The sequence below is a fragment of the Psychrobacter sp. 1Y6 genome, assembly GCF_052258385.2.
GTDB lineage: Bacteria > Pseudomonadota > Gammaproteobacteria > Pseudomonadales > Moraxellaceae > Psychrobacter.
On the sequence record NZ_JBQQEW020000001.1, the window covers coordinates 583,523 to 608,478 of the forward strand.

The 24,956-nt window shown below is 44.0% G+C and carries 20 protein-coding genes; 15 read left to right on the forward strand and 5 right to left on the reverse strand.

Annotated features, from left to right (window positions below):
- Positions 1–12 precede the first annotated feature (12 nt).
- Positions 13–1,506, reverse strand: coding sequence for a tRNA (N6-isopentenyl adenosine(37)-C2)-methylthiotransferase MiaB (gene miaB, locus ACTXGF_RS16105; protein ID WP_443534630.1), 1,494 nt, complete (start codon positions 1,504–1,506; stop codon positions 13–15).
- Positions 1,507–1,853: 347 nt separating this feature from the next.
- On the opposite strand from miaB, the gene ACTXGF_RS16110 reads away from it, so the two are divergent.
- The 4 genes from ACTXGF_RS16110 (at position 1,854) to ACTXGF_RS16125 (ending at position 7,064) form a co-directional block, all read left to right on the forward strand.
- Positions 1,854–3,986 carry a lytic transglycosylase domain-containing protein gene (locus ACTXGF_RS16110; protein WP_443534628.1) on the forward strand — a complete coding sequence of 711 codons (2,133 nt, stop codon included), beginning with the start codon at positions 1,854–1,856 and terminating at the stop codon, positions 3,984–3,986.
- A 495-nt stretch (positions 3,987–4,481) separates the two neighbouring features.
- The gene (locus ACTXGF_RS16115) at positions 4,482–5,162 is read left to right on the forward strand and encodes a T2 family ribonuclease (RefSeq protein ID WP_443534627.1); all 681 of its coding nucleotides are present in this window, start codon (positions 4,482–4,484) and stop codon (positions 5,160–5,162) included.
- Between the two features lie 370 nt (positions 5,163–5,532).
- Positions 5,533–6,522 (forward strand): malate dehydrogenase, encoded by a 990-nt coding sequence (locus tag ACTXGF_RS16120; RefSeq protein ID WP_185156582.1) that lies wholly within the window; start codon positions 5,533–5,535, stop codon positions 6,520–6,522.
- A gap of 302 nt (positions 6,523–6,824) precedes the next feature.
- Positions 6,825–7,064, forward strand: a complete 240-nt coding sequence (locus tag ACTXGF_RS16125; protein ID WP_160022359.1) for a DUF2789 domain-containing protein — start codon at positions 6,825–6,827, stop codon at positions 7,062–7,064.
- A gap of 75 nt (positions 7,065–7,139) precedes the next feature.
- Here the strand turns inward: ACTXGF_RS16125 and ribF are convergent, their stop codons facing one another.
- On the reverse strand, positions 7,140–8,207 hold the full coding sequence (ribF, locus tag ACTXGF_RS16130; protein ID WP_443534625.1) for a riboflavin biosynthesis protein RibF: 1,068 nt from the start codon (positions 8,205–8,207) through the stop codon (positions 7,140–7,142).
- Positions 8,208–8,422: 215 nt separating this feature from the next.
- Between ribF and ACTXGF_RS16135 the strand changes: the two genes are divergently transcribed.
- Positions 8,423–9,043, forward strand: coding sequence for a GNAT family N-acetyltransferase (locus ACTXGF_RS16135; protein ID WP_443534623.1), 621 nt, complete (start codon positions 8,423–8,425; stop codon positions 9,041–9,043).
- 11 nt (positions 9,044–9,054) lie between these two features.
- On the opposite strand, the gene ACTXGF_RS16140 is transcribed toward ACTXGF_RS16135, so the two are convergent.
- The 3 genes from ACTXGF_RS16140 to ampD form a co-directional block, all read right to left on the reverse strand.
- Positions 9,055–9,675, reverse strand: coding sequence for a nuclear transport factor 2 family protein (locus ACTXGF_RS16140; RefSeq protein WP_443534621.1), 621 nt, complete (start codon positions 9,673–9,675; stop codon positions 9,055–9,057).
- A 129-nt stretch (positions 9,676–9,804) separates the two neighbouring features.
- Positions 9,805–11,355: a murein biosynthesis integral membrane protein MurJ gene (gene murJ / locus ACTXGF_RS16145; RefSeq protein WP_443534619.1), complete on the reverse strand. Its 1,551-nt coding sequence runs from the start codon at positions 11,353–11,355 to the stop codon at positions 9,805–9,807.
- 112 nt (positions 11,356–11,467) lie between these two features.
- Entirely contained in the window at positions 11,468–12,097 is a 630-nt protein-coding gene (gene ampD, locus ACTXGF_RS16150; protein ID WP_443534618.1) for a 1,6-anhydro-N-acetylmuramyl-L-alanine amidase AmpD, read from the reverse strand.
- Positions 12,098–12,248: 151 nt separating this feature from the next.
- On the opposite strand from ampD, the gene ACTXGF_RS16155 reads away from it, so the two are divergent.
- From ACTXGF_RS16155 to ftsA, 10 genes are all read left to right on the forward strand, one after another.
- On the forward strand, positions 12,249–14,411 hold the full coding sequence (locus ACTXGF_RS16155; RefSeq protein ID WP_443534616.1) for an Lnb N-terminal periplasmic domain-containing protein: 2,163 nt from the start codon (positions 12,249–12,251) through the stop codon (positions 14,409–14,411).
- Between the two features lie 89 nt (positions 14,412–14,500).
- The gene (locus ACTXGF_RS16160; protein WP_443534615.1) at positions 14,501–15,340 is read left to right on the forward strand and encodes an SDR family oxidoreductase; all 840 of its coding nucleotides are present in this window, start codon (positions 14,501–14,503) and stop codon (positions 15,338–15,340) included.
- A gap of 87 nt (positions 15,341–15,427) precedes the next feature.
- A complete protein-coding gene (locus ACTXGF_RS16165) occupies positions 15,428–16,462 on the forward strand; it encodes a hypothetical protein (RefSeq protein WP_443534613.1) in 1,035 nt (344 codons plus the stop codon).
- A gap of 62 nt (positions 16,463–16,524) precedes the next feature.
- Positions 16,525–17,238, forward strand: coding sequence for an orotate phosphoribosyltransferase (gene pyrE / locus ACTXGF_RS16170; protein WP_443534611.1), 714 nt, complete (start codon positions 16,525–16,527; stop codon positions 17,236–17,238).
- A gap of 65 nt (positions 17,239–17,303) precedes the next feature.
- Positions 17,304–18,275 carry a glutathione synthase gene (gshB, locus tag ACTXGF_RS16175; protein WP_443534609.1) on the forward strand — a complete coding sequence of 324 codons (972 nt, stop codon included), beginning with the start codon at positions 17,304–17,306 and terminating at the stop codon, positions 18,273–18,275.
- Positions 18,276–18,571: 296 nt separating this feature from the next.
- Entirely contained in the window at positions 18,572–19,657 is a 1,086-nt protein-coding gene (murG, locus tag ACTXGF_RS16180; RefSeq protein ID WP_443534608.1) for an undecaprenyldiphospho-muramoylpentapeptide beta-N-acetylglucosaminyltransferase, read from the forward strand.
- Positions 19,658–19,725: 68 nt separating this feature from the next.
- Positions 19,726–21,165, forward strand: coding sequence for a UDP-N-acetylmuramate--L-alanine ligase (gene murC, locus ACTXGF_RS16185; protein ID WP_443534606.1), 1,440 nt, complete (start codon positions 19,726–19,728; stop codon positions 21,163–21,165).
- A 23-nt stretch (positions 21,166–21,188) separates the two neighbouring features.
- On the forward strand, positions 21,189–22,181 hold the full coding sequence (locus tag ACTXGF_RS16190; protein WP_443534604.1) for a D-alanine--D-alanine ligase: 993 nt from the start codon (positions 21,189–21,191) through the stop codon (positions 22,179–22,181).
- Between the two features lie 377 nt (positions 22,182–22,558).
- Positions 22,559–23,347, forward strand: a complete 789-nt coding sequence (locus ACTXGF_RS16195; RefSeq protein ID WP_443534602.1) for a cell division protein FtsQ/DivIB — start codon at positions 22,559–22,561, stop codon at positions 23,345–23,347.
- A gap of 164 nt (positions 23,348–23,511) precedes the next feature.
- Complete coding sequence (ftsA, locus tag ACTXGF_RS16200) at positions 23,512–24,804, forward strand: cell division protein FtsA (RefSeq protein WP_057761435.1); 1,293 nt, start codon at positions 23,512–23,514, stop codon at positions 24,802–24,804.
- Positions 24,805–24,956 lie beyond the last annotated feature (152 nt).

A 24,956-nucleotide genomic window follows, 5' to 3' on the forward strand; every position in this document is an offset into this window, starting at 1 on the left:
TTACCTTAACCACTAAGCCAATATTTCGATTAGCTCACCTTTTACCATATGCGGGCTGACGAAATCAGTAATACGCACGCTCACGAGTTTACCCAACATCTCATCCATTTTCTCAACATCATGAGGGAACATAACGGTACGGGTATTATCCGCCGTGCCGATTAAGCAATCAGGATGGCGATTGGCCACTTGTTCAACCAAGACGCGAGTCGTGGTGCCGACCATTTCATGCGTTTTCGCAAGCGTTGAGTCGATAATAACTTTTTGGAATTCAGCTAAGCGGGCTTTTTTGGTCGTGAAGCTCACATCATCCGGAAGCTCTGCCGCTGGCGTACCAGGACGTTTAGAGTAGATAAAGCTGTAAGAGTGATCAAAGTTCAATTCTTTTGCCAAGTTCAAGGTATCTTGGAAGTCTTGTTCAGTTTCACCAGGGAAGCCAATGATAAAGTCGCTCGACAAGTGAATATCTGGACGAATGGCTTTTAGCTTATTAATCTGATTAATATACACATCAATCGTATGGTTGCGCTTCATCGCTGCCAAGATAGCATTTGAGCCACTCTGAACCGGTAGATGTAAGTGTGATACTAGCTCTGGCAATTGGGCATATGCGTCAATGATATCATCAGTGAACTCTAGCGGATGGCTAGTCGTATAGCGAATACGCTCGACACCATCGACATGCGAGACATAGTGCAATAGCTCAGCGAAACGGCAAATGCTGCCATCGTCTTTTTCGCCGCGATAGCCGTTGACGTTTTGACCCAACAGGTTGATTTCACGGATACCTTGAGCGGCAAGGCTGTCAATCTCTGCCAATACGTCATCAAGTGGACGCGATAATTCTTCACCACGCGTATAAGGCACCACACAGAATGAGCAATACTTGGAGCAACCTTCCATGATAGAGACAAAGGCTTTGTAGCCTTCTACTCTTGGCTCTGGCAAAAAGTCAAACTTCTCAATGCTAGGGAATGACACATCAATCGTACCGATACGATTTTTAGGCGCGATTTCACGTTGCTCATTTGATTGATCGTATAGCTCTGGCAGGCGATGCAAGGTTTGTGGGCCAAATACCATGTCGACATAAGGCGCACGCTTTTGAATATTATCGCCTTCTTGTGAAGCGACGCAACCACCGACGCCAATAACGAGGTCAGGGCGTTTTTCTTTTAGTTTGCGCCAGCGGCCCAATTCTGAAAAGACTTTTTCTTGCGCTTTTTCGCGGATAGAGCAGGTGTTCATCAGTAGTACATCGGCCTCATCGATATCATGAGTCACTTCCATACCATGTGAGTCGCCTAGCACGTCTAGCATTTTGCCAGAGTCATAGACATTCATCTGACAGCCTTGAGTCGTGACAAAGACCTTTTTTGTCGCTGCTTTTTCGACGGGCGCTTGGGCTGAACTTGCTTCTTTGAGTGCAGTGACAGCACGTGCGGTGACAGTCGTCTCAGCAACAGCATCGTCATCGATGCGGGGATTGAATACAGTAACACTCATAAGGATAAGTCCATGATTGACCAAAAATATAGCGGAGTAGCCGATTAACAGGTGGCGTATTTTATCACAACCCTGTGCCAATGTGAAAAATTAGCACGAGCGATGGGGTATCAACATGATAAATAATTCATAGCAGTATCAATTATTTACTGTCGTTCATATTACTATTCATAAAAACTGCGGCTCGTTATCACTTCTATGTTACACCGTGCTGTCCTATTTATTAACAAAAGGTAAAGGAGATAGTTGAAAGCACAATGAGTATAGTATGATGATTGCTATACCCTTGGCGGTACTTAGCGAACCGTTATTCACATATTTGTAGAGATATCATAAAGAGAGTCAGTATGACAAAGTTGCGTGTTGCGCATAGCATCAAGGATGAAGAGTCTATCAGTCAAAAACACGCGTCAAAGCGAATCACAGTAGATACGCTACGGTTGAGCGCGTTGAGCGTGGCAACAGCGGTCAGTGCGCTTGGTGTGTCACAAGTCGCTTGTGCCGAGTTGACATGGGGCGATGAGGAAAGCTACCAACAAGAAAGTAACTACCAACAAGATTATCAGCAAGACAATAGTATCGACTCATTTATGGCAGCCGCTATCGCCGCAGATCGCGGTGATGTAAGCGCGCTCTATAACTATGAGCAAGTCATGAGCGGTGGCTTGTTTGCGATGTATCCGACCTATTGGCGTATGAATTTAGATCTCAATTCACAGAGTTCAACAGCGGTCTCGCAGTTTGTGCGTCAGTATCCAGATACGGTTATGGCTGAGAAATTGGTTGCGGATTTTGCGGAGACCAAAGCGGGGTCAAATGATTATGCATCAGTACGTCAAGTCGCGAATTTAATCACCAATGCCGATGCCAGTGAGCGCTGTGCCGTTGCGCTTGGGTTTAATAATGGCGGTGACACCATGCGTGCTATGGCAGCCAAATCTGATGTGTGGCTGACCACCCAAAAGCAACCAGCATTGTGCGATCAGCTAGCGATGGAGATGAACAACAACGCGCTGATTAGTAATCAAGATCGTGCGGCTCGTCTTAAGCGTATGTTACGTAAAGGCAAGACCGGCGATATTATGGCATTGTCATCACGCCTTGGTACGCCAATTGCTTATTCTGCGCTCAGTGAAATTCAACTAAATCCGTCTTCTTTCTTTAGCCGTTTTGGTCGTGAGCCTGCAAGCCAAACCAATCAATACCTATATATGTACGCAATCGGCCGTATGGCTGACAAGTCTTATCGTGAGGCAGCGTTACAGTTAGAGTTTGATATCAAACAAGACAATCAGCGCGCTGTCAAATTGTTGAATGACGAAACCCGACGCTATGCTTATCGTACGCTTGGCGTGCAGCGTATGAATCACAACACTGATGACGGCTTTAACGCTGAAGCAGTGGATTGGTTCCGCAACAGTTTGGACAATGACTTTAATTTTGAAGAAGCAGAAGACTATGCTATGGCAGCGATTCGCTTCAGTCGTTGGGATGATGTGGTAGAAGCTATCTCAAAAATGGACGGCGAAACGCAAAAAGAAGCCCAGTGGCAGTATTGGCTAGCTCGTGCGTATGAGCAGTCAAGCGATAGTAGCAAGCGCAATACGTCCAAAAAAATGTATCAGAACTTAGCAAAGAGTAATGACTACTATGGTTTGATGGCAAAAGATAAAATAGGGCAGCGTTTTGATGCTAGCCGCCTAGGCGGTAGTAATTTGCCCAATGTCAGTACTGCTGACCGCGCGCGCGTCATGCAAGATGCTAACTTCGCTCGTGCGTTTGCGTTATACAACTCTGAGGCCAGTCGTGCTTATGCCAACCGCGAGTGGAACTGGGCAGTGAAACAAGCTCGTGACAATCGTGATGACAATTTAATCATTGCCGCTGCTCGTCAAGCCTATGATATGGGCTGGCTCGATCGAGCGATTTATGCGGTTGATAATACTGATAGAGTGGATAGTCTTGCACTTTCGCATCCAATGCCGCATCAAAGCGCAGTCGTACGTTATAGTGAGGCTGCGGGTATTGATCCAGCATGGGCGTACGGTATTATGCGTCAAGAAAGCCGTTTTGTATCCTCTGCACGCTCAAACGTAGGCGCGAGTGGATTAATGCAAGTTATGCCTGATACCGCAAAATATATCGCTCGCAACCTAGGCGAGACGTATAGTGCGAGCCGTGCCAATAGCGGTGATACCAATATCCGCTATGGTACGTGGTATATGGGTGATATCTTGGGCAAACTCAATTATCAACCAGTATTGGCAACCGCAGGCTATAATGCTGGTCCTAATAACGCTAAACGCTGGCAGCCAGTTTATGGTTCGCTCGCCGCAGACCAATATGTAGAGTCGATTGCATTTCCTGAGACACGTAATTATGTCAAACACGTAATGGAAAACGCCACTATTTATAGCAGTCTGTTGGGTCGTGGTCAGCCGATTACTCAGCGTATGGGCACAGTGCCAGCTGGCTTTTAATCACTGAACTTGTATTTGATAAACCACTAATGATTTATTGTTAGTGGTTTATTTTTATCTGCTGATTTGCTTTGCTAATTGTCAATTGGTTAAATTTGATTTGCCAAAGCTGCACTAATCTGGCCAAGGTAAATTTCACAGCCGTTATCCTTCAGTGCTTTATCAACACTTATCGAGCTTACTGACGATGTCGTCAACGTTTACGTTTTTGCTATAGATTAAAAAAAACGTTTTGTTACCATTGCCTTAATGGGAAACCCTATTTTTCAGTCTTGTTCTTAGGTCAATGCGTGTTTTATGTATCGCGTCTAATGATTTAAGTTATAGCCTATGTCTTATCATTGCTAACTAACTGCCTTCAGTCCTATGATCAAAAAATATTTTAGTCAGTCTACGTCGCCAAAAACCAGATATTCGTTATCTAATCGGATATGTTTTTTATCGAAGGCAAATACAAAGACAGATACAAACCTGAGTAATAAGGTCGCTAATGCTATGGTGCAATTGCGTGCAGAGTTGTCTAGCAAACACAATGTAGGTAGTATTAAAGCAACGATGAGCTTCGGCGCTTTACTGCTTATACAAGGTGTTGTACTGCTACCAGCACAGGCGGCTAACACGGTTAAGACTGGTCAGCGCGTATTGATGATTGAGATGACCCCAGCATTATGTAATATGCAGCCAACGCGGGCACGTATGCGTCAGTGTTTAGAAGGATACTCGTTAACCGTATCTGGTCTAGATATGGGATATGGCGAACGCTGCGGTCGTGGTAGTGAGCCACGCCTTACCCCGCTACAACTAAAAGTCGTTAACCGCATCATGCCTGACACAACGGTACGTAGCCAAACGTGGCAACGTTATGGAGCTTGTAGTCCGCTTAGCGCCAGCAGTTACTTTCGACAGATTACTAACTATGCAGGTGGATTAAAACTACCGAACGAGTTAAATACGGGTAATAGTTATACCGTTTCCAAATCACGTTTTATCAGTCAAATGACCCGTCTCAATAGTGGTATGTCTTCGAATAGTGTGGACCTCATTTGTCAAGAAGGCAGCCGTCGCCAATCGATACTCACTGATATACATGTGTGTTATGAGGGTAGTGATTTTGGGACTTGTCATGACGTTGTAGACAGCTGTGGCAGTAAATTTATCATTTCAGGTGGGCGATAGCCTTTACTTAGTTATCTGCTTAAACCTCTTTTTTGATACCATTTTTCATTTCACTTAATCGAATTTAATAGTGCAAATTGCCTATTTTGACCATTGTATCTACGTATAGCACAGTGAAAATGTGCTTTAGTTATCGCGTGCTAGAATCCTCTAGCGCTTTATTCGTAAGCGCTTAGCCTCTACAAAAATCCTCTCGTATAAAATGTAACAATATAATCCCTGACGGGTCTATGACTGTATCTAGACGGTCACTGCGATGAAGTGCTACACTAGCTCTCGGTTTATACATGCTGCTATGCGGCAAACAAGTCGATATCTAAAATGATAATCGTTCATTAGAATTATCTAATAATTAATTAGGGAGTATTCAATGTCAATGAAACAGCCTTTACGTGTTGCCGTCACTGGTGCCGCTGGTAATATCAGCTACGCGATGCTATTTCGTATTGCATCTGGCGAGATGCTAGGTAAAGATCAGCCAGTTATTTTGCAATTACTTGAAATTACGCCAGCTCTTGACGCCCTAAAGGGTGTGGTCATGGAACTAGAAGACTGTGCATTCCCATTGTTGGCTGGTATCGTCCAAACTGACGATGCTAATGTCGCATTCAAAGATATCGATTATGCTTTACTGGTTGGTGCACGTCCTCGTGGCCCAGGTATGGAGCGTAAAGATTTGCTAGAAGCCAACGCTGCGATTTTCTCAGCACAAGGTAAAGCATTGAACGAAGTCGCTAGCCGTGATGTAAAAGTATTGGTAGTCGGTAACCCTGCCAACACCAACGCACTTATCGCTCAGCGCAATGCACCAGATCTTGATCCACGCAACTTCACTGCAATGACTCGTCTAGACCACAACCGTGCTATGGCACAGTTGGCTGGTAAAACTGACAGCACTGTAAATGACGTGAAAAAAATGATCATCTGGGGCAACCATTCGTCAACTCAGTATCCAGATCTAACTGCTTGTACGGTAAACGGCAAGCCTGCGCTAGATTTAGTTGATCGTGAATGGTACGAAGCGACTTATATCCCAGAAGTACAACAGCGCGGTGCTGCGATTATTAAAGCTCGCGGTGCATCATCTGCGGCTTCTGCTGCCAACGCTGCTATCGCACACATGCGTACGTGGGCGCTAGGTACTGATGAAAACGATTGGGTATCTATGGGCGTTTACTCAAACGGTGAATACGGTATTGCTGAAGGTTTGATCTACTCATTCCCATGCACATGCGCTAACGGCGACTGGTCTATCGTAGACGGCGTTGATGTATCATCAGATTTCTCGAAAGAGAAAATGGCTGCCACTGAGCAAGAACTTAGTGAAGAGCGTGATGCAGTAGCACATTTACTACCGTAAATCTAAGCTGCTATCCAGTAAGCTATGATTCAAGTAGTAGAGATAAGTAGTATGAAAAGCCCTCTGGAATATGAGGGCTTTTTTGTGTCTATAAGAAATATAAGAAATGAGTGAGCGAAAATAATTTATTTCACTATTTTAAATGGATAAAAGCAGTTTAGCGTCAATACAATTGATAACGTTAGATAAACGTTGATTAACAGCTATTAAAATAAAGCTTGCTACAATGAATATGTCAATTTGAATAATAAGCACATTAAACAATAAGTACGATCCTATTCGTACCATTTAAGGAGAAAGTTATGTTGGGTGAACCAGAATATAGTATGAATGAGTTATTTGCTCAGTTAGGCCTAGACAGCTCTGATGAAGCAATCGATAATTTTATCGCAGAAAACCAACTAGCTAGCGAAGAAAAACTGACAGAGGCTAGCATTTGGACAGATAATCAGCGTATGTTCTTACAAGAAGAATGGCAAAAAGATGCAGCATGGGTAGAAACCATTGATGAGTTAAATGTTCGTTTGCATCCTGACGCATAAAGACTTATAGACATAAAAAACCCCGCGATAGTCTTAATAACGCGGGGTTTTTTATGTCTGGACTAACACTGAATTTTAAATTTGCTTGTCGCGCCACTCAAGTAAGTCTGCGACGTCTTGATGAATACCGGCTTTTAATGCTTCTAATCCATCATAGCGACGCTCACCATGCAAGAAGTGTAGGAAACGTACGTGTAAGTTCAGTCCGTATAAATCAGCTTGCAACTGTGGAAAGTGGACTTCTAGTCGCCAGTCATCACCTTTATCAACAGAAGGTCTTTTGCCAATATTAGCCGTGCCGAACACACTATGCGGACGCAAGCCGGCAACACCTGTATGACCGTCGGTGGCAAGCGCAGTCAAACCATCAGCGATCACATTACCATTGTCATCTAAGCTCACCACATCGACTGCAAAAATACCATACAGGGCAGGATTTATACGTTGCAAATCGATATTTGCGGTAGGGAAGTCTATCGTACGACCTATCTGATCGCCGCGCACAACCACTCCAGTGATTGCATAGTCACGACCAAGTAACCTGTTGGCTGCTTGAAGATCACCTGCTAATAGTAAATCACGAACACGAGTAGAGCTGATACGGGCAGCGTCGTTATCGATAGTATCAACACTGTCGCTATCATTACTATTATCAGTGACCGTATGCAGGTTGGTCACATCCAAACCATAACTACGCAAAAACTGACTGTCGCCAGTACGATCATGGCCAAAGCGAAAGTCATCGCCCAGCACCAATGCTTTGACGTTCAAACGCTTGGCTAATATATCGGCAAATGCTTGTGCTGATAGCGAGCGAAACTCTGTATCAAAACCTGCTACGATCAATGTTTCAACGCCATATTCTGCCAGCAGTGCTTGTTTTTCTGCCAGATTGGTCAAACGTGCAGGCGCTTTAGCAGGTGCAAAAAACTCGCGTGGCTGCGGCTCAAATATCATGACCGCCGCACCCAAGTTTTGGGTATGCGCAATTTCACGAACCTGGGCTAGCATGGCTTGGTGACCAAGGTGCACACCGTCGAAATTACCAATAGTGAGCACGCAAGCTGCCAACTCTACTGGGACAGTGTCCGTAGATGAAGCGTGTGGCGACGAAATCAGTTGCTCAAGAAAATAGGTTTTCATAAGTTTTCAGCTATGATGAGACCAAATAAAAAACGAAAAAACACATCTATGCTTAAAATTGATGTGTCTAAAACCAGCCATTATAAAGTAAAATAGCCACACTAACATCCTATAGTCTACGTGTAATGCAACTATGGCGCATAGGGTGGCTATTCTTTATTGCCAATGATGCTAACACCAACCCTAACAACAATCTCGACAACGATGGAGATCTTATGTCTGCTGCTGCCTTAAATACTATACCAACCGAACTATCGACATATCAGCTCACCGATCAGTTCGTTGTGCAGCGTGCAAATAAAGAAGATTTAGCAGAAGTCTTAGCCATTTATAATCAAAGCATACCGGGTAAACAAGCAACAGCCAATCTTGCATTGGTTACGCTAGAGGAGCGTGCCGCTTGGTTTGAGGAGCATTTGGATAGTGCAACCAGACCAATATATGTGGTTAAAGTACTACCATCAGATGATGTAGATCAAACCAAGGCGCCGATAGTCGCATGGGGCAGCTTTAGCGATTTGTACGCACGTACGGCCTATCATATCAGTACCGAGATTAGTATCTATCTAAATCAAGATTATCAGGGCAAAGGATTGGGCAGTTTGCTGACCCGTTGGATGTTGACGCAAGCACCAAACCTAGGTATTCGAAATATCATCGCCCTTGTCTTTGCTCATAATCATCCAAGCTTAGGACTGTTCCGTAAGCTTGGCTTTGAACAATGGGGTTATATGCCCAAAGTTTGCGATATGGAAGGGTTTATCGCTGATGTTGTGATGCTTGGTAAATCAGTGACATCAGACGATATCTCAGATAAAGCGTCTGAAACAATTTAGCTTAAAACGCTCTAACCTAAAATCTTCCATTGACCTTCTATCTTCTGTAGCTGGTAGGTCAGTGATGCAGGTTCGCTCTGTCCTTTTAGCATCAGCTCGCCAGTGATGGTGGCACGAGTTTTATCATCATTATATTTGGTATCAGTAATCGTAACGCCATCCACCGTTTGCTGAAACGCAGTCTGGGTATTGGCAAGCTCTTCTTCGAAGTTTGCCATATCGACTTGGTAGTATGATGCTGCATCCTTCACGTCACCGTAATATAAACTGTTTAGGGCTTGCTTGACAGTATCCTCTGGCGTACCGGCTTGAGTCGGATTGGTCACTAGGCTTTTCTGTTTAGGCGCATCGGTAACTGGATTAATATTGTTGCTATCAATCGCTGTCTTATCTTCAGTGCCATCTGTAATTTTGCCTGTTTCGCTAGCACTGTCATCGGTCATTGCTTGGTCAGTCGTATCATTGTCTAATGTGATGTCTTCTGAGGTATCCACAGTCGCTACCACATCTTCATTATCGGTAGCAGTTTCCGACTCATTATTGCTACAACCGCTAATAAATAATCCAGTGCTTAGTACACCAGTTGCTAGCAAAATTGGTAAGCGCTGGAAGATTGGCTGTTTCGTTGTCATATCAAACCTCAAATGTCATTTATTCATTAATGATCTATTATGACAATTATCAGCAGCGAGCATTGTCATTTCTCATAACAGGCTTGTTTTGGTTTCGTAAGCCTGCCATGAGTTTGCTTATATTTTATCCTAGCCGTGCTTTAGCTGACGCGGACGGAACCCAGTCGCTAGCAATACCACACCGTAAACTAGCGCTCCGACGGCACACATAATAATCAGTGCGACGATACGTTGCCACTGAGCCTGATCGGTAGGGAAGTAAGGCAGCATAAAATAAAGCACGCTAATCATAGAGCCAGTCGAGATAGCAAACTGCGTAAACAGCTTTTTCCAATGCGGACCGAAACGGAAAATATCACGCTTGTGCAAGAAGTAATATAGCAAGCCTGCGTTTACAAAAGCCGCGCCAGTCGTAGCCAATGCCAGACCACCATGTAGCGGTATCTCTAAGAAGTAAAATATCCCGATAAAAATAACACTAAAGATCATATTGGCGATGACAGAGATGATGCCGATTTTGACAGGGGTTCTGGTATCTTGACGCGCAAAAAACGCAGGGGCAAATATCTTAATAAGCATAAATCCTAAGATACCACCTGCCATACTACGTAGGGCCAGTGAGCTCATTTGGGCATCACGTAAGGTAAACTCACCGCGTAAAAACAGCGCTTGCATCAATACATCTGCCAGTACGAATAGGGCAGCCGAGGCGGGCACACCGACTAAGATGATAAGACGTGCTGCCCAGTCGATGGTTTTTTTGAAACTGACATCATCTTTTTGAGCTTCGCTTTTTGACAGACTTGGTAATATGACGGTACCAATCGCCACGCCAATTAGACCTAATGGCAGCTCGCTCATACGTTCAGCTGCATAGAGCCAAGAGACGGAACCGCCAATCATTAACGAGGCAAAGATAGTGTTCAATAGTAAATTGATCTGAGTGACAGAAACACCAAAGATAGCAGGTAACATCAACTTTAAAATTCGACGAACGCCTTCGTGCTGAAAATCAATCTTTGGTGCGACAAGCAGCTTTTGTTGCCAAAGCTGCGGCAGTTGAATCAAGAATTGTAGCAAACCTGCGATAGCAACGGCATAGCCAAGCGCCATAATGGGCGTATCAAACATCGGCGCAAAAATCAGCGCACCACCAATCATACATAGGTTCAATAGAACTGGTGCAAAAGCAGGTGCGGCGAAACGACCGTAGCTTTGCAGAATACCACTGGCAAAGGCTGTCATAGAGATGAATAGCAAATATGGAAAAGTAAGACGTAGCAGCTCAGCGGTAATGGCAAATTTGTTGGGTTGATCGGCAAACCCAGGGGCAAACAACGTCACTACCCAAGGTGCGATTAAGATAACCACCACCGTCAGCATCGATAACACTAGCAATAATGCACCTGAGGTTCGACTGACCAAAATCTGCACTTGTTGTAAGCTGTACTTTTCTTTGTATTCGGACAGTACTGGCACGAAAGCTTGGCTAAACGCACCTTCTGCAAACAGTCGTCGTAAGAAGTTTGGGATTTTGAAAGCGACCAAAAAGGCATCCATCAAACCACCTGCGCCAAAAACCCCTAGCAATACAACATCACGTACCAAACCTAAAATACGCGATAACATGGTCATACTACTGACCACCATGGTTGAACGAAATAACCGACTTTTTGCCATGAGAACCTATCTTGCCAAGTTGTATATGGAGTTATGTGCTGATGTGATATGGATAAAAAACTGACGAATTATATCACTTTCACCATTGAGATAAATGGATTGAGTGTGGAAATCACTTATGTGGCGGTACACCATTTTTCGTTGCATCAGCGACTAACTGGCGCAACCTTGCCCATTCAAAATACTCACCAGGGTCAGTTTTACGCCCAGGCGCGATATCGCTATGGCCTGTCAAGTGGCGACGTGTTTTGGGATAGGCCTTATAGATGGCGGCAATTACGTTGGCTAGCTGCTCATATTGAGCAGAAGTGAAGGACACAAAATCCGACCCTTCAAGCTCAATGCCAATGCTATAATCATTACATTCAGGTCGACCTAAGTAGCTAGACCGTCCAGCATGCCACGCCCGTTCGTTGAAATTGACAAACTGAGTGATAGCACCATCACGTTCGATAAGTAAATGCGCTGATACTTCTGCGCCTTTGATTGTTTGAAAATAAGGATGAGCATCCCAGTCCAATTGATTGGTAAATAATGCTTTCACGTAATGCGTACCGTTAGTGTCGCAGGCACCAAATTCATTCGGTGGTAGGCTGATATTGTGTACGACGATGGCGTCAATACTTAAACCTTTTGGCCTTACATTGTAATTGGGTGAGGCTAGCCAAGTGGCTGCTGATAGTAGACCATCTTTGATGGACATTGGTGAGGTAGATGCTGAGTTTGGTGATAATACGGGCATAATACTCTCTTTTTATACTAGTATTGATAATGGTGTGATAGATAATCTATCTAAATAGCTAAACGATAGTGGGCGACGTGTTTGGTTTTTTGACCCAGAAACTTTAATAACGCTGATAGCGTATGAATAATAACGTGCGAGATTTTAACTCATGTCTATAAAACTGACGTCCATACCTATCGATTGTACGCTAATGACCATTGGCCTGCGAGCACGTCTGCCATTAGCTGTAGCAGGGTTATTGCTCTCGGCTCAAACACAGGCGTTTTTACCAACGCCGCTCTCTGTCCTTGAATCAGATACATTGTCACCTGAGGCATCTAGCATAGCACCTACTAGCACAGCACCTACTTATTCTAATTCAAATGCATTATCCGAGCCGGATAATATTAATAGTGCTGAACCTAATATTCAAAATAGTACTTTATCTGAATCAGGCTTAGCGACAGAACAGCTATTATCGAGATGGCGTCAACAAGTAAAAACAGGCAAGTTGGCACAGCATACAACATGGCGACGTTTATTATATTTTTACGATGATAAAAACAGTGTATTCAGCAAAAAGAAAACCGAGAGTTTGGTTGATGATCCGAGCTTTTTTTTAAGTAAAAATGGTCAACGAGATTCAGGTGCAGAGTTAGATGCGATGCTTGTGGCACTCGCAAAAGAGTTGGCATCATCATCAGCGACTGATAACGACGAAGCAAGAACTGTTACCAATGATAATTCTGTCTTATGCCGTTTCCCAGCGCGAGTACAATGGCTGACTGATACGTTGAATATTGACGACACAACGATACAAGTTGATTGTCCAGAGCTGGATGAGTGGATGTCGACATTAGCGCCTGAGCAGCTATCTATCATGTTTGCGCAGGAATATTTGGACAATCCGCTCTCTGCGTTTGCTCATACGCTGTTACGCATTGACTCAAAAGCGAGTATCGCCGATCCAAACCAAATTGATAAGGCTTATGCGCTGAACTATACGGTAGACGGTGATCCAAACGACAGTTTTCCAGTCTATGCTACTAAGTCAATGATTGGTAGTTACAACAGCGCTATCGAAATTGATCCTTATCCAGAGATGCTAGCGAAATACCTGCAAGATGATGAACGTGATACGTGGACATATCAGTTGAGTCTGACGCCAGCGGAAGTGCAGCAGATTATGCGTCACGTTTGGGAAACCAAAGCATTAAAGATGCCGTATTACTTTACCACGGACAATTGTGCTTCTGAGATTCTGCGTCTTATTGATGTGGTCCGTCCGCAGCAAAACTTACTGAGCCAACTGTCTTACGCCGTCGTGCCTTCTGACGTGATTCAGTTATTAAATGACGAGCAGTTGCTGGCAAGTAAAACTTATACGCCTGCTGATAATACCTTACGTCAAAATCAGCTAAATGAGGAAAAACAACAGCGCGCGCAGTTGGGCTATCATAATAGCGCCAAACAAACCGTGAATGAGATTAAGTCTGCGCAGCTCAACCCTGTATCGAGCATGTCAGCTGATGGGCAAACACTACTCAAGCGTCAAATCGACGTATCGGATAATAATCCGATAGACAGGCATCCGCTACAATTGGGCACGATAGGTATAGGGCAGCGTAGTGACGATGACTATATAGATATTGGGTTTCGAGCGGGGTTTCATGATACGCTTGACCACGCCTCAGGGTATCCACAGTTTTTCAACTTAGAAGGGCTGGCTGCGACATTACGACTGTATGACACAGATGATAATAATCCCAATCAGCCAGATAGTGTGGTCTTGCAAAATGTTACTTTGATTCGAGGCCGCTCTTTTAATCCAGTCAATGCAGCCAACAAAGGCAATACTTGGGGCGCCAGTATTGAGGCGACGCGAGTAAACGATGGATCGCAAGAGGTAGGTACGGATCATTTGGTCGGTAGCGTGGGTTACGAAAAAGGCTGGTCATGGGCATTTGGTACACCAGCTGCAGGTACTGGTGAGATGCCGCCGCAACTGTGCTATACCTTTTTGGCAGGTACGGGGCAAGTAGGACGTGGTATCAATAAAGGCTTTCGTCTAGGCGCAGGTATCAATGCAGGCTGCCGTTACCAGATTAACAATCAGTTACGCGCGCAAGCTGAATTGCAATTGCCATATTGGTATCATGGCAGCAGCGATGATACCAACGTCCGTGGTTATTATTGGCAACCCATCTCAAGCCTAGGTCTGCAATACGACATTGATAAAAAACAAGCACTACGTATCAATGCTAATTACGAATGGCAAGATCGTATCGACGCCAATGATGATATACAGCTATCGTACAGACGGTATTTTTAATCACGGATTCAGGCATTAATTTAAACAAAATGGCTTCTAAGCGCTGTCATGTTTGTATAACAGAAGTTGTATAAAGGAAAACATGCTTTATGAGTACGCAAAATTTACTAATTATTGGACAAGGTGATATCGGCCTGCCAGTGACCAATAAACTTGCCCAAGATGGCTATTGTGTGACTGGGCTGGCTCGTAGTGAGCGCCACCATTATGATTTGATAGATAGTGCAGATTTTTTGCAGGCTGATGCGTTGACTTTGACGGCTGAGCAGCTACAAGCATTTACTCATATTGCGATTATCGTCACCCCTGATGAGTATTCGACCAGCGGTTATCACGACAGTTATCTAGCGATTAGTCAGCATTTAGCAACGCTTGCTCCACAGATCACCAAACTTGAGCGTGTGGTATTCATTTCTTCTACTGGTATCTATGGTCAGGATAATGGCGAATGGATTGATGAGCATACTGCACCTGTTACGCCTGCGCGTGAAGCCTCGAAATTTATATTGCAAGCAGAACAATCGCTGCAACAAGGCTTTGGTGATAAAGCCATTATTATTCGCCCTAGTGGTATCTATGGGCGCGAGCGCTTAATGCGACTACGTAAGGCTCGTGAGCCAAATAAAGATCCAGTGCCAGCTGAGCATTGGAGCAATCGCATTATGGATCGCGACTTGGTCAATATCATCGCCAAAGTGTTGACGATAGAGACACCAAAGTCTGTCTATCTAGCGACGGACTATCGACCTGTTACTACGTTTGAGCTAGGGGTTTGGCTTAGTGAGCAGGTTGGCGAGACACTTCCTACTATTGATAATACAAAAACCTCAGTGACAGGAAAACGCTTGCACAGCAACATTCCGTTAGCTTGGCTTGATTATGCTGATTGGCAGACAGGCTACCAAGATATTTTAAATCATCAAGAGTAAGCCTTTAGAGTTAATTTCTAAAGAATAAAATAGCCCTCGGTATAATCGTTTTTATTTGTTTCATATTTTATAGTCTATGGAGATTTCATGTCCCAGCCTTCTACTTCTGATGACCGTTTGTCTCATGCTAATCTGGCAACAGAGGGCGGGCAGCTAGCAGAAGGTCACGTCCAAAAAAAGGCTGAGCAATCGTCTATATTAGCTGATTCGCAGCAACCTGCGATCGTACATCCTAACTTTGATCCCAAACAATCTCCTCTTGACCCTGCCAGACCATTAAGTGATATTCCTGAGCCTGCTCGTCGCCTAAATGGTCAACTGCGCAGGCTCTACGGTAACTCGAGTCGGTTCTATCAGCCCAATGCAGACAGCTTATCGAAATGGTCGCTGATAGCCTCAGAAGCGTTGGCTGAGCATTTATCATTGCTGAATGCGGCACAGCTTATCGAATTGCCGGATAGCTTTTATCAGAATCACAGTGAGCAGCCACTAATATCGACATTATCAGATATGACATTATTAGATATGTCAGATATTCAACAGGCGATTCGCGCTTATCCAAAATTGAACCGTTATGGGTTCTTGCCTACCGATAGCGCTACAGGGGTTGAATCAGATAACGATTCAGACAATGACTCAAATAATGACAGCAAGGCTCAAAATTCTGCATTGTCTATGCGCGCATTGACCAAACGTTATAATCCTGATGAGCTGCTTAACAGTCTGTATGCCGACGATTGGCAAGTGATACTACAACCGCAGCAGTTTGAAACAGGCGAGGGCAGTTTGGCCACAGATATTATGGCATGTAGCGTGGCCGTCCATGCGCTAAAGCAGTGTAGTACCCGTAAGAGTATCAATCATAGCTATAGCGCCGCAGAAATCTGCCAGCATGTGCGTAGCTATTTGCTCAGTCAGATCGTTTGTGAGCCATCGCAGCGCCACGCATATCGTCAGATTCGACTATTTGTTGGTCACATTATTGTTGCCGCTTATCATTTGGGCTGGGAGATACAAGTCCGAGCAGATGGACAGAGCTATTTTAATATCTCGTCGCGGAGTGGTTTGTTGACTCGCTATGCCAATATGCAGGATTATGAGATCAATGGTTGGTCAAGCTGATCAATAATGCGTACAATAATGCAAATTTTTTGTCCCCTCTTTTTGCTGATAGGAATGTCATAATGTCTCATGTAACACGCCCTCAAGACCCTACATTTTCATCTCATCAATTTATCCAACTGGCTCTAGACAACCAAGTGCTCAAATTCGGTGAGTTTGTCCTAAAGTCTGGTCGTATCAGTCCGTACTTTTTTAATGCAGGCTTGCTTGCGACTGGTGAGATGTTGTCGTTACTAGCACGTGGTTATGCAGATGCCTTGGCTGAACAAATGAGTGCACATAACGGCGATAATGAGCAAGAGCTGGTCATCTTTGGTGCGGCTTACAAAGGTATTCCTTTTGTCGCAGCGACAGCGCAAGCGTTATGGTTACATCATGGTATTAACGCCAAGTGGGGCTATAACCGTAAAGAGGCAAAAACTCACGGCGAAGGCGGCAATTTGGTCGGTGCTGACGTAACCGGCAAAGCAGTTTGGGTACTTGATGACGTCATTACAGCGGGTACAGCCATGCGCGAAGTGGTCGAGATTCTAGAGCAAGCAGGCGCACGCGTTGCTGGTATTATTGTTGCACTCGATCGTAAAGAAAAAGGTCAAGCCGAGCACTCTGCTATCCAAGAGCTTGCCGCGACACTAAAAGTGCCTGTACGTGCATTGGTCGATATCGATGATTTGATCAGTTATTTGGCCGATGACCATGGTGCACAAAACGGCCAGCATAAAGACGCGACCCAGTTAGCTAAAATGCAACACTACCGTGAGCAGTACGGCGTATAGTTGGGCAACGACGTTGTTTAATAAGTTTGTTTCATACTAATAATATAACGTAAGTGAGTCTTATCATGAGCCAACAAAAACAAGAAAAACCGCTAAAAATACTCGTTATTATGGATCCTATCGAGCGTGTCAATTATAAAAAAGACACCAGTCTCGCTATGATGTGGGCCGCTCAAGACCGTGGTCATCAGCTTGGTTATTGTCAGATTCATGACTTGTGGTTGGACCGTGGTCAGTTGATGGTCGATACGCAGCCACTGACAGTAAAGCGTGATCCTGCAGATTTCTATACGTTGGGTGATAAAAGCACAGGGCCAGTCAGCGCCTATGACGTGATTTTGATGCGCAAAGATCCACCGTTTGATATGCGCTTTATCTATGCCACTTATATGCTAGACCATGCCAAAGCAGCAGGCGTGCTCGTGGTCAATGATCCACAAGCGATTCGCGAATGCAATGAAAAGTTATTTGCGACGTGGTTTAGCGATTATATGAGCCCAACGATTGTGACTAGCAAACAAGCACACATTCGTAAATTCATCGCTGAACAGCAGGACGTCATCGTCAAGCCATTAGATGGTATGGGCGGCACTGGCATCTTTCGTTTAACTGCTGATAGCCCAAACATCGGAGTGACGTTAGAGATACTGACTGAGCTTGAGACTCTGCCCATCATGGCGCAGCGTTATTTGCCAGAAATCAAAGAGGGCGATAAACGCGTATTGATCGTCGATGGAGTCGTGGTAGATTATAGTTTGGCTCGTATTCCAACCAAAGGCGAGACCCGTGGTAATCTAGCAGCTGGTGGTAGCGGTGTTGCCATGCCATTGACTGATATTGAACGTCAAGTAGCAGAAGTTGTGGCACCAATCGTCAAAGAAAAAGGCCTAATGTTCGTTGGTCTAGACTTGATCGGTGGACGTATTACTGAGATTAACGTTACTAGCCCAACATGCGTACGTGAGATTGATGACCAATGCGGTACAGATATCGCAACCGATTTTATCATGGCGATTGAGAATAAATTTACTGCGTAGCTTTAGCTATACTCAGGAAAGTTTTGAGTTCAGGAATATTTTGACTACGTAAAACCCATATTTTGAGGTATTGTTAGTCATTGGGTTTTCTTACCGTTTACTAGTATTACACGACGCCAAGCTGTGACCAATCATGGCTTGGATTTTTGTTATTTTTGCTGCATAAAGTACTGTATATAAGACAATGATTTCCTCTATACTATGCGGGCTTTTGCTAGGTCATTATTTTTCATAATTGCTACCGCAGCAGTGAGATAAACCCTTCATATAAATAAAGTAAAGATAGGCAGGCGTTCATGAAAACACCGCATATATTGATGATGGCAGCTGGTACTGGCGGGCATGTTTTTCCAGCGCTTGCAGTGAGCGACGAGTTGACCCAGCGCGGTGCGGTAATTCATTGGCTGGGAACGCCAAACGGTATGGAAAACGGCTTGGTTGAGCCGACGGGCTATCCTTTTCATGCTATTAATATGCAAGGGCTTCGTGGTAAAGGCGTTGGTCGACTATTAAAGTTACCAATGACTCTGCTATCCGCGACGATGGCAGCCGTAAAAGTGATTCGCAGTAATCAGATTGATGTGGTCGTTGGGTTCGGTGGTTATGTCACTGCACCTGGCGGTATCGCTGCGCGTATGACTAATACGCCTTTGATCATCCATGAGCAAAATGCCATCGCTGGCATGAGTAACCGCTACCTATCTAAACTGTCGACCAAAACGTTACAAGCGTTCGAGAATACCTTTGCTAATAGTCAGCAAGATGCCAAGCTTGAGACAGTGGGCAATCCTGTGCGTAACGCCATTACTGGTGTCGCAGAGCCAACGGTACGCTACGATGTAAATGACAGTTCACCGCTTAAACTGTTGGTAGTAGGCGGTTCACTCGGTGCTCAGGTATTAAATGATACAGTACCAAAAGCATTAGCATTACTAAATCAGCCATTTGAAGTCCTACACCAGTGCGGACGCAACAATGAAGCAGCCACGCAAGCGGCTTATAGCGCACAAGACCTAAACAACCATCAGTTTACTGTACAGCCTTTTATCAATGATATGGCTGCAGCTTATAACTGGGCAGACATTATTGTTTGCCGCGCAGGTGCGTTGACTGTGACCGAGATTCAAAACGTCGGCATCGCCGCTATTTTTGTACCACTACCGCATGCAGTGGATGATCATCAGACGGCTAATGCGCGCACGCTGACCTCGCATGATGCGGCAATTCTATTGCCGCAGTCAGAGCTAACTGCCAAAAGTCTAAGTGATGAGCTTGGCGTACTCAATCGAGAGAAGTGCTTAACGATGGCAAAAAAAGGCCACGCATTGGCCAACCGTAGTGCGAGTAAGCAAGTTGCTGATATCATTTGGCAAGCGCTATAGTCTGTAATCTATACCTCATCATTTTTAATTTACCAAATTTTATTGACCTTTAATAAAGAGAGATCCTTATGCCTACCTCTGCGAAAGCTCTACCTAAGCGTTTGATTGAAATACCAGAAATGCGCCGCATTCAGCATTTGCATTTTATCGGTATTGGTGGCTCAGGCATGTGCGGTATCGCTGAGGTAATGAACAATCAAGGCTATCAGGTCAGTGGTTCTGACATCGTAGAAAGCTTGGTGACTAAACGTCTACAGCAAATCGGTATTGAGATATCGATTGGCCATGACTCCAAAAACATTGCCAATGCTGATGTTATCGTTGTCTCATCAGCGATTGATCGTAGCAACCCTGAGGTAAAAGCAGCGCTTGAAGCTCGTCTGCCGGTAGTACGCCGCGCCGATATGCTTGGCGAGCTAATGCGCTATCGTCATGGTATCGCAGTTGCTGGCGCGCATGGCAAAACGACAACGACGAGTTTGCTCACCACGATGATGGCAGAGGGACAGCTAGATCCTACCTATGTTATTGGCGGTAAGTTAAATGCGTCAGGAAAAAATGCGGCATTGGGTAGCAGCCGTTTCTTGGTAGCAGAAGCTGATGAGTCTGATGCATCGTTTTTGTCATTGCATCCGATGGCCGCGATTGTGACCAACATCGACCAAGACCATATGGAAACCTACGAAAACAGCTTTGATAAATTAAAAGCTGCTTATATCCAGTTTCTACAAAACATGCCGTTTTACGGTTTGGCAGTGGTCTGCGGTGATGACCCTGAACTATATGCAATGATTGATGATATCGGTCGTCCAGTATTGACCTTTGGTCTTGAGCCGTTCAATGATGTACAAGCTGTAGACTTGGTAACGGAAGGAACCAAGACACACTTTACCGTATTGCGCCGTGACCGTGAGCCATTACGCCTGACGTTGAACATCCCTGGTACACATAATGTCTATAACGCCCTTGCTGCCATCACGATGGCAACCGATGAAGGCGTTGATGATGCAGCGATTGAGCGTGCTCTGCAAAAGTTTGAAGGTGTGGGTCGTCGTTTTGAGCAGCATGCCTCTGTCGACATCGATGATGGCAATGTCTTATTAATTGATGATTATGGTCATCATCCAAAAGAAGTCGATGCGACCATCAAAGCGGCTCGTCAAAGCTTCCCTGATCGTCGTTTAGTGATGCTATTTCAGCCGCATCGTTATAGCCGTACCCGTGATTGCTACGATGATTTTGTAGAAGTGCTATCGAGTGTTGATGAGCTATTATTATTAGATGTTTATTCAGCAGGTGAGAGTCCGATTACGGGCGCTGATACAAAGTCACTAGCGCGCAGTATCCGTTTGCGCGGTGAAGTTGAACCGACTATTATTGATAAAGACAATCTAGCCCCTGTTATGCAGCGTTTGTTAAAAGCCAACGACATGCTGATTACCCAAGGCGCTGGTAATGTCGGGCAGATTGCTATCGATTTGGCTGCCAATAACCTTTATATTAAGTAAGCTAAAATTTAGGGACGATCCTCATGACAACTGATAATAAAGACAATAATAGCACTCAAAATGCAGCTATCAATGATACATCTTTAGACACGACGACTCATACAAAAAACGCCAGTCAGTTTGGCAAAGTAGCCGTTATTTATGGTGGCAGTAGCAATGAGCGTAGCGTGTCTTTGGACAGTGGTGCGGCAGTATTGCAAGCGCTCCAAAACCAAGGCGTTGATGCCACTCATTTTGATCCAAAGCACCAAGACATCATTGAGCTACGCAAATATGACCGCGTGTTTAATGTGCTGCATGGTCGAGGCGGCGAAGATGGCTTGTTGCAAGGCGTATTACAGTGGTTTGATATACCGCAAACTGGTTCAGGGATTCTAGCTTCTGCATTAGGCATGGACAAAGTACGTACCAAGCAATTGTGGCAAGGCTGCGGCTTATCAACTGCACCATTTTCATTATTGACGGCTGATACTGACTGGCAGCAAGTGGTTAACATGCTAGGTTTGCCACTTATTATTAAACCAGTTCATGAAGGTTCAAGTATTGGCATGACCAAGGTCAACCACCTTGACGAACTGCCTGCTGCTTATGCAACTGCAGTGGAATGTGGTGATGCGGTGATGGCTGAGCGCTGGATTACAGGTCGCGAATTTACGATTGTGATTATCGATGACGAAGCCTATCCAGTTATTCGCCTTGAGCCTGCTGACATTACTAACTTCTATGATTTTGAAGCTAAGTATAATCGTAACGATACCAGTTACTATATCCCCTGTGGACTGAGTGCTGCTGATGAAAAGCACTTGCAAGATTTAAGCCTTGCAGCATTTCGTGCAGTAGATGCAAAAGGGTGGGGGCGTATCGATGCCATGCAAGACGAAGCAGGCAATTTTTGGTTGCTTGAAATCAATACCGTACCAGGTATGACAAGTCATAGTTTGGTTCCGATGTCGGCCAAAGCTCGTGGACTAGATTTTGATGCACTATGCTGGCATATTTTGGCACAAACGCTATAACTGTCAAATCAACTAGACTGAGCAGATAGTGATGACTCTTTGTGTCACTAGAGCTGCTATACCACAGCTTCATGTAAACTTGTGTAAATTCGCTGCTGTTGGTTGGTGTTTGGCTATTGTTTAACCATAAAATACGTTAATATTGTAAGAATAGGTCTATTTCGGTGATATTTATGTTGTTTTGTGAATACAACTGATAACTTATTCATAATTTAAGAAAAATGTTACGTTTAAATCAACGTAATCGTTGTATATAAGCTATATTTTTAACAAAATTTGATAACATATCGACTTAATAAGCTTCTGCCAAAAATACGCAGATTTATATCAATAAATAGCATGATCAGTTTTATGCAAATATAGGGACAAAGGTCGTTATGGCTCAAACTGTCAACGAGGTAACTGACTTAATGAGTGATAAAGCCGGTCGCCCAAAATCTAAGCTCCAAATACCGGCAACGGTAAAGTATCTATTTATGGTACTGGTCTTAGGTTTGCTAGTGCTAATATTAATGATGGGCGGCAAAGCGCTGCGTGATGCACCGCCAGCAAATATTTATGTCAGTAATCAAGGTTTGTCTGCTGATCAATATCGCTCATTACAAGACGTGATGGAACAACAACAAGTAAGCAGCTTTTTTACTTCTGATTTGCAAGCATTGCGCGACATTACGATGGGCTTAGCTTGGGTAGACCAAGTGAGTATCTCTCGTGATTGGCAACGCGGCATCGTCGTCAATGCATTACCCAAGCAAGCAGTTGCTAATTTTGGTACAGAACGTTTGGTCGATGCAAAAGGGGCGGTATTTGTTCCTGCTGATAGTAGGGATTTAACACAAGAGCGTTTTGCAACCTTACAGGGTGAGATGTCTCAAGCACCAGTTATTATGCAACAAATGCAGCAGGTCAATGATTGGTATGCACCGCTTGGTATGCAGGTCGAAGATATCATTCTGTCACCGAGAATGACTTGGTTAATCCGCTTTGACAATGGGCTACGTGTGATTGTAGACAATGAAAATACGGCACAAAAACTACTGAATTTAAGCCAGCTGCTTGGTAATCAGTTAAGTACGCGTCGAGATGACATGCAGTCTGTAGATTTACGATATAAAAATGGCTTTACCATCGCTTGGAACGTGACACAGAGTGCTGAATCAGAATAGCCTAAGTAAGTATTACATCTATGCATAACCGATGTAAGTTAATACGGTTTATTTAGTTTGAAGAAAATATGTACAACATCATAGCGTATTAGTAACGCTTTTTTTAATGATTTAATAGAAGATCATCACTTGCTCTTCTATTTAGCGATAATTTGTCTGGTACCATGAAAAATAATGAAAATCTGGTTGTTGTCCATCTAAGTGCCACGGCAGTATATGTCGTCATAGGCAATGTTGTCTCTGCAAAAGACATTCGTATTTTGGGCGTAGGACAAGTTAAAAACAGCGATTTTTATCAAGGTCAAATAAAGCATCGTGAACGTCTGCAAGGTGCTATCAAGCAAGCCATTCAAGAAGCAGAAGACACCGCTAACTGCCGTGTGCATAGTGTTTGGTTAACGCTTGCGACTCCTGAATTATCTAGCAAAAATAGTGCTGGAGAAGTCAAAGTAGAAGATGAAGTGGTACGTGCCAAAGACATGGTACAAGCATTGGCCAATGCAAAATCGCGTGATTTGTCATCTGACTATTATTTGATGCATTGCTGTCAGCAAGGTATCTATGTTGATGAGCAAGATTTTATGGTGGATGATGTCATCGAGATGATGGCACACAATATCACTGTGATGTACCACATGATGATGATGCCTGTTGCCAGCCGTCAGAATATCCAAAAACTATTGCAAAGTTGTGACGTCGGCATTGATCATATTGTTTTCGATGCAGTGACCAGTGCTGAGTATAGTTTGATGACTGAGGAACGCCAGCAAGGGGTTTGCTTGGTCGATATCGGCGCTAGTACGACCAGCATCTGTGTGTATAAAGAAAATAAGCTGATTTTTACACATTGTATAGCAACAGGCAGTCATGAAGTGACGATGGATATTTCAGCTGATTTTGGTATCTCTATGATTGAAGCTGAAAAACTGAAGAAGTCTCATGGTACAGCTGATGTTAATAGTGTCGACCCAAGCGCCTTCTTTTTATTCAAGCCTCAAGGATCGGGCGACGAAATCAATATTGGCATCTATAACTTGGCACGAATCATTGAGGCTCGTTACGTTCAGATATTCACTGAAGTAGCGCGTCAATTACACGAAGCAGGTTTGATAGGCTATATCGATAAAGGGATTGTGTTGACTGGCGGCGGTAGTACGATTAAAGGTATGATACCCTTTGCCAAGAAGCTACTAAAAATGCCTGTCGTACTGACCAATACTCATCCTGCTATCAGTGCTTATAATCATTTTGATAATGATGAGTCGTTTAAGCTACTAAATAGTCAAGTGAATGACCGTGCTTATCAGACAGCTTTTGGCACATTGCTATATAGTCAAAGTGAGCAATTCCGCCGTAGCGAAAAAAGCGAACCTGAAGCGATTCAAAACAATCGAGTATCAGGTGTATTTCGGAGTGCGGGTCAACGGTTTGCAAATGTTTTAAAGAAAATATTATAGATCTGTTTAACCTCATATCTAGAGCATCCGTACATTATGGAATGTCTCTAAGTTGGTTAAGCAAGAAAATAAAGTAACATTGCGAATAAATTAGTTTTAAAAATAAAGTATTAAGTGATAATGACATATTATTGTCTATACTGATCGATTTT